At 46.4% G+C, this 5,501-nt stretch carries 6 protein-coding genes and 1 tRNA gene; 4 read left to right on the forward strand and 3 right to left on the reverse strand.

All coding sequences use genetic code 11. From position 1 onward, the window contains the following. The first annotated feature begins 334 nt into the window (after positions 1-334). On the forward strand, positions 335-1,003 hold the full coding sequence (locus P5674_RS22865) for an HAS-barrel domain-containing protein (protein WP_006616576.1): 669 nt from the start codon (positions 335-337) through the stop codon (positions 1,001-1,003). 16 nt (positions 1,004-1,019) lie between these two features. Here the strand turns inward: P5674_RS22865 and P5674_RS22870 are convergent, their stop codons facing one another. Next, a complete protein-coding gene (locus tag P5674_RS22870) occupies positions 1,020-1,829 on the reverse strand; it encodes an SIMPL domain-containing protein (protein WP_006616577.1) in 810 nt (269 codons plus the stop codon). A 434-nt stretch (positions 1,830-2,263) separates the two neighbouring features. Here P5674_RS22870 and P5674_RS22875 point away from each other — a divergent pair, with 434 nt between their 5' ends. Continuing rightward, a complete protein-coding gene (locus P5674_RS22875) occupies positions 2,264-2,716 on the forward strand; it encodes a hypothetical protein (protein WP_006616578.1) in 453 nt (150 codons plus the stop codon). A gap of 214 nt (positions 2,717-2,930) precedes the next feature. On the opposite strand, the gene psbX is transcribed toward P5674_RS22875, so the two are convergent. After that, the gene (psbX, locus tag P5674_RS22880) at positions 2,931-3,053 is read right to left on the reverse strand and encodes a photosystem II reaction center X protein (protein ID WP_006616580.1); all 123 of its coding nucleotides are present in this window, start codon (positions 3,051-3,053) and stop codon (positions 2,931-2,933) included. Positions 3,054-3,519: 466 nt separating this feature from the next. Here psbX and P5674_RS22885 point away from each other — a divergent pair, with 466 nt between their 5' ends. Further along, positions 3,520-3,804 carry a YggT family protein gene (locus tag P5674_RS22885; protein WP_006616581.1) on the forward strand — a complete coding sequence of 95 codons (285 nt, stop codon included), beginning with the start codon at positions 3,520-3,522 and terminating at the stop codon, positions 3,802-3,804. Here P5674_RS22885 and accC read toward each other — a convergent pair. Then, positions 3,801-5,162: an acetyl-CoA carboxylase biotin carboxylase subunit gene (gene accC, locus P5674_RS22890; protein ID WP_006616582.1), complete on the reverse strand. Its 1,362-nt coding sequence runs from the start codon at positions 5,160-5,162 to the stop codon at positions 3,801-3,803. The genes P5674_RS22885 and accC overlap by 4 nt on opposite strands. Positions 5,163-5,333: 171 nt before the next feature. Here accC and P5674_RS22895 point away from each other — a divergent pair. Continuing rightward, a tRNA-Leu gene (locus P5674_RS22895) sits at positions 5,334-5,414 on the forward strand. Positions 5,415-5,501 lie beyond the last annotated feature (87 nt).

The following is a 5,501-nucleotide window of genomic DNA, read 5'->3' on the forward strand; positions in this document are numbered from 1 at the left end:
TCACCCCACCGGGGCATTAATTTCCTAGGGAGCATATTGCCAAACCCGCCTCACCTCACCGACAATAAAGTAGGGGCGGGTTCCGCAGTCAATCACATTTCCTAGGGGAGCATATTACCAAACCCGCCCTCACCCCACCGGGGCATTAATTTCCTAGGGAGCATATTACCAAACCCGCCCTCACCCCACCGGGGAATTAATTTCCTAGGGGAGCATATTGCCAAACCCGCCCTTAGCCCACCGGGGCATTAATTTCCTAGGGGAGCATATTGCCAAACCTGCCCTTAGCCCACCGGGGCATTAATTATCCATTATCAATTATCCATTAATAAATATGCGTCTTCCCTTTCCTCAGTTTGAGATCACCAACCGCCACCATAACCACTTTGCCGAGGTGATCGAAACATCAACCTCCGAGTTTTTAGCCCAGTGTTTAGAACCAGAAGACCTCAGTTTTCCAGTAATGCCCCCCTTTGGTAGTTGGGTAACAGCAATTGATGAGGAGTCCAATAATCGCGTCTATGGCGTAGTTTACCACGCCACCACAAGCCCCATTGACTCCGTACATAGAGCCAGGGCTTTAGGCTTATCCCTGGAAGAATTGCGGGAACAGCAGCCCCAAATTTTCGCCATGTTGAAAACAGAATTTAAGGCTGCTATTGTCGGCTTTGAGAAAACCTCCGGGGGGCTAAATGGTTCCACACCACAACGGGGACAGATTTACCAATATATCCCCCCCCGACCTCCCCAAATTCATCAAGCTGTGTATCGGTGTGAGTCGGAAGAGGTGGTTTATTTTAGCGAAAGTCTGGATTTTTTGGCCACCTTACTACAAGTCATAAATGCTCCGGTAGACTCTTTGGTGGCAGCCACTATCCGAGAAATATATCAAATGCGAAATTGCGATCGCAGTTGGTTAATTGAAGCCGGACGGTCTATTAGTGTCCTGCTCAAAGATGATTACGATCGCCTGCGAATGATTTTAAAGCAAATTCACCCCTAATAGTATCAGAATTAATTTAATATCGAATTTGTAATGTCACCGAAGCCCTAACCTCTTGTTCCCCTCCAATGACAGGGGTTGAAGCCTCTGGGGCGCTCGCTAAAGCATCCGATCGCATCATCGGTCTAGGAACAGGGCTGCTGATATGATTGATCTGAATATTGACAATTTCCCGGCGGTTCAAGTTCAAAGTATCTAACACAGTATCAGCCTGTTGCTGGGCTTGTTGAGTCGCCAACTGTAGGGCTTGTTTGTGGGCGGCGGTCAGATCAGCATCAGCCGCCACAAAACTAATGCCATCAATGCGGGTAGCGCCAGCATTTACCGCCTGATCAAGTAAATTCCCAACCTCCTCGGTTTTGAGGCGAAAAGTCACGCTATTGGTCGCAGTATAGCCGATTAACTCTCGTTGGTTATTACGATGGTTATAGTTGGGGTTGAGGCGAATTCCCGCCGTTTCCAACTTTTCAACATTGCGCGATCGCAGCAATTCTACCACCGCTGATGTACGTCTAGCCGCTTCTTGCTGAACCTCTTGGGCTGTTCTCCCTTGAACTTCCACCCCAAGCTGTACCTGAGTTAACGTCGTCGGAATAGTGACAATACCTTCACCACTGACCGTTAATGTTCTCGCCGTTTGTTCCTGGGCGACCACCGGAGGGACAAAAGGAAGACTGATAAACCCTAAACCCAAGGATAAAGCAGCGATCGCCCCCCAGGGGTTGATAGAATTACGAGATAGGCTGGTTGTATTCATGATGGTATTTCTCCCCTGAATTATAGGCTGGATAAATTTGTCAAAGTTTGCTAACCCCAAAAATCGCATAACTTCCAGGTTGCGACAGCCAAGATATTGAGCAACCGTCTATCTGTTTCATCCTATCAGTTCTTGATTCAGGACATATCAATCAACATTGGATTTCCAGACTGATGGCTTTTCCATACCCCACTAGGTAGCACCAGATCAGCAGTCAAACCCTAGCCGGAAAAATTGCACAACAGATGTCATCTACTATTATGCGATCGGATGAGAGAAAACCCAAATGTCATCAACCAGTTTATTAACCGTCTACTCTTACATCCCTATAAAAAAATCAGTCTTTTATCTCCTGTAACTCTAGCTGAATAAGGATTCTAGGGCTTCACTTCTAGGAGACCGCCAATCTTATTAATCCTGTCTAAGTTGGGATAGTATCACCTAGGATTCAGAAATCACATAATCACCCTCGTAGATTCTAATTGTAGAGTCAAATTCGAGTGATGCTTATCTCACAATTAGTCAGCCTAGCCCTGCTAACTGTTTTACCTCCCTTGAGTTTAATGGCTTCTAAGCCAGCCTGGGCAGATTACATTAGAGAAAATCCCCAAAATGTCTTTATTATTAGCGTCGAAAATGCCACTCATAATATCAATGAAGCACCGGTTATCACTGATTTTGATTGGTTTCATGGGGATAAAATTGGTTTGACTGGTGGCTTAACAGAAGAGGACTTAGATTATCAATTACTCATTGATTTTAACAATGATGGATTTGCCAACGATACAGTGATCCGTCTGCGGGAAACTCAGGAAATTTTGGGGGTGGTAATCAATGCCGATGATTTTGTCTTAGATGGTGAATTTATCCCCATATCATCATACCAGATTAAGTCCTGCATGAAACAGGACAACATCCTTAATTGCAACTTTAACTTTCCTCAGATTAGGGAATAATGACAGGTAGACACTTAAAACCCCTCTCTTTCTTGGGGAGAGGGGTCAGGGGTGGGGACAAAAGAAACCCGGTTTCTAAGTAACCCTCCGCTGGGGAAGGGGAAACTCTCCTAGAAACCGGGCTTCTCGACGGTTGGGGGTGGAGGGGGGAATAGCGATCGCCCCTAGCCCCCATAAACCCCAATTTAGCTAAAAATCGGCTCCTGTCAAGTTTCTAAGAACGACGGATGATTTTATCCTTCTGGCTAATAAAGATTAACCCAACAGTTGCGGGGACGACAATGATCAGGAGACCAGCCAGCAAGCTATAGAAGAAATTCATCAATGAAGGTGTCATCTTAATCAGATCCTTAGAGTGCAAGTGCAGATTATATTTTTATTATTGTAAACTACCCGACGCTGAATCGAAGATTACAGCCCGGGCTTCCTACCTACCAAACCGCCTATAGCAGTTTTTTCTCTACTATTGGATCTTACGGTTTGGCGATCGGCTTTGCCCCGCGTTCCACAGGTCATCAACATGGTTATCACTATTTGCCATGTCATGTAATGTCATGTGCATCTATCATACCATCAACCATGAATATGTCAATTAGCCCATCAAACTCCCTTTTAGTTACAGCTTGTTCACCAGTCGCTTAATACATTGCCCTCACCCTAAATCTGGATCCCTCTCTGGGAGAGGGACTTTGAGAGGTGATCAGATGATTTCTGAACAGGCTGTAACTTGGCAACCACTGCCAATTTAGGGTGCTCGCTAACCCCTAAAATGGGAAAAGGTTAACAAACTTAAACTCAAGGCGATGAAAACTTTTACCATCTTAGACTGGACTCTGGGCTTGTTCCTGGCGGGAATGACCCTATTATTTATTTTCCGCATTGTTTTGACCTGGTATCCCCAAGCCGAGTTAAATCAGTTTCCGTTTAATCTGATTTTCTGGCCAACGGAACCATTTCTAGCCATCACCCGCAAAGTGATTCCCCCTTTGGGAGGCGTGGATATTACCCCGGTGATTTGGGTAGGTATTTTTAGCCTCCTGCGGGAATTGTTACTGGGACAACAGGGAATCCTGAGAATGATTGTTTAACGAGAAGGCAAATTTTTGTTCATCCACTGTTCCATAAAATTGGTGTAAACCTCACCCTCGAGAAACTCCGGGGTTTCCATAATTTTCTGATGAAAACTGATGGTTGTGGGAACTCCGGTAATAGCAAATTCCCGCAAAGCGCGTTTCATCCTTACTATAGCCGCCGCCCGGTCAGGACCCCAGACAATTAGCTTACCAATGAGAGAATCGTAATAGGGGGGAATCTCATAATCGGTGTACACATGGGAATCAATCCTGACCCCATTACCCCCCGGTGGGAGATAGCCGCTGATGCGTCCGGGGTGTGGTCTAAAGTTGCGATCTGGATCTTCCGCATTAATCCGACATTCGATCGCATGACCCCTAAGCTGAATTTGATCTTGGGTGAGATGCAATTTTTGTCCTTGGGCGATGCGGATCTGTTGGGCGATTAAATCTAGCCCCGTTATCATTTCTGTTACCGGGTGTTCTACCTGGATACGGGTATTCATTTCCATAAAGTAGAACTTCCCATGGCGATCGAGTAAAAATTCTACTGTTCCCGCCCCGGTATAGTTAATTGATGCGGCTGCTTTCACCGCCGCCTCTCCCATTTTTCGCCGGAGTTCAGGATTTAAAGCCGGACTGGGCGCTTCTTCCAGTAGCTTTTGATGTCGTCGCTGAATTGAACAGTCCCTTTCCCCTAGGTGAATCACATTCCCAAATCCATCGGCTAAAATCTGAAATTCAATATGGCGGGGACACTCGATAAATTTCTCGATATATAAGCCTGGGTTTCCAAAGGCTGCTTCTGCTTCTCCTTGGGCGGCGGAAAATAGTTTCGGGAGTTCCTCGGCGCTTCGGACTAGTCGCATTCCCCGACCTCCTCCCCCGGCGGTGGCTTTGATAATTACTGGATAGCCAATTTTTTGGGCTATTTTTTGGGCAGCTTTGTCATTGGTGACTAAGCCTTCACTACCGGGAATGGTGGGAACACCGAAACGCTGCATGGTTTCTTTGGCTGTGGACTTATCTCCCATTGACCTAATCGCCTCCGGGGTTGGACCGATAAAGGCGATGTCGTGGTCAGCACAAATTTCCGCAAATCTGGCATTTTCCGCTAAAAAACCATAGCCAGGATGAATGGCGGTGGCGTTCCGGGTTAGGGCGGCGGAGATGATGTTGGGGATGTTTAGATAACTTTTGCTGCTACTGGGTTCGCCTATGCAAACAGCTTCGTCGGCTAACTGGACGTGCAAGGCATGGCGATCTACAGTGGAGTGGACGGCCACTGTGGCAATCCCCATTTCTTCACAACTTCGGAGAATCCGTAGGGCAATTTCCCCACGATTGGCAATCAGGATCTTTGAAAACCGCATTTTCGGTGGTGTTCGGGCAATAATCAGTTAGGATATGTTATTTTGGGAATTTGTGGAAGATACTACCCAAATTTGTTGGCAAAAAAAGTTTGGCAATTTTGGAGTTTGGTGCTACAATGGTAAATTAGCACACCGATGGGAAAAATCATTCCTAGTCATCGGTTGTCTTCTGCGGATGTGGCGGAATTGGTATACGCGCACGTTTGAGGGGCGTGTGGCTTTGCCTTGCGAGTTCGAGTCTCGCCATCCGCATTTTACTTAAACCCCTATCCTGACTACTATCGCGGGAATTCACTTAACCCGATAGTCGTATCGTCACACTCAATATGCACTCCATTG

Origin of the sequence: Limnospira sp. PMC 289.06 (assembly GCF_032350395.1) — a bacterium.
Classification (GTDB): Bacteria; Cyanobacteriota; Cyanobacteriia; order Cyanobacteriales; family Microcoleaceae; genus Limnospira; species Limnospira platensis.

What these genes read in the sequence shown, in the direction of transcription:
- P5674_RS22870 (WP_006616577.1), bottom strand. Translation starts at nt 1,829, where the DNA reads ATGCGATTTTTGGGGTTAGCAAACTTTGACAAATTTATCCAGCCTATA.
- psbX (WP_006616580.1), bottom strand. Translation starts at nt 3,053, where the DNA reads ATGACACCTTCATTGATGAATTTCTTCTATAGCTTGCTGGCTGGTCTC.
- P5674_RS22885 (WP_006616581.1), top strand. Translation starts at nt 3,520, where the DNA reads ATGAAAACTTTTACCATCTTAGACTGGACTCTGGGCTTGTTCCTGGCG.
- accC (WP_006616582.1), bottom strand. Translation starts at nt 5,162, where the DNA reads ATGCGGTTTTCAAAGATCCTGATTGCCAATCGTGGGGAAATTGCCCTA.
- P5674_RS22865 (WP_006616576.1), top strand. Translation starts at nt 335, where the DNA reads ATGCGTCTTCCCTTTCCTCAGTTTGAGATCACCAACCGCCACCATAAC.
- P5674_RS22875 (WP_006616578.1), top strand. Translation starts at nt 2,264, where the DNA reads ATGCTTATCTCACAATTAGTCAGCCTAGCCCTGCTAACTGTTTTACCT.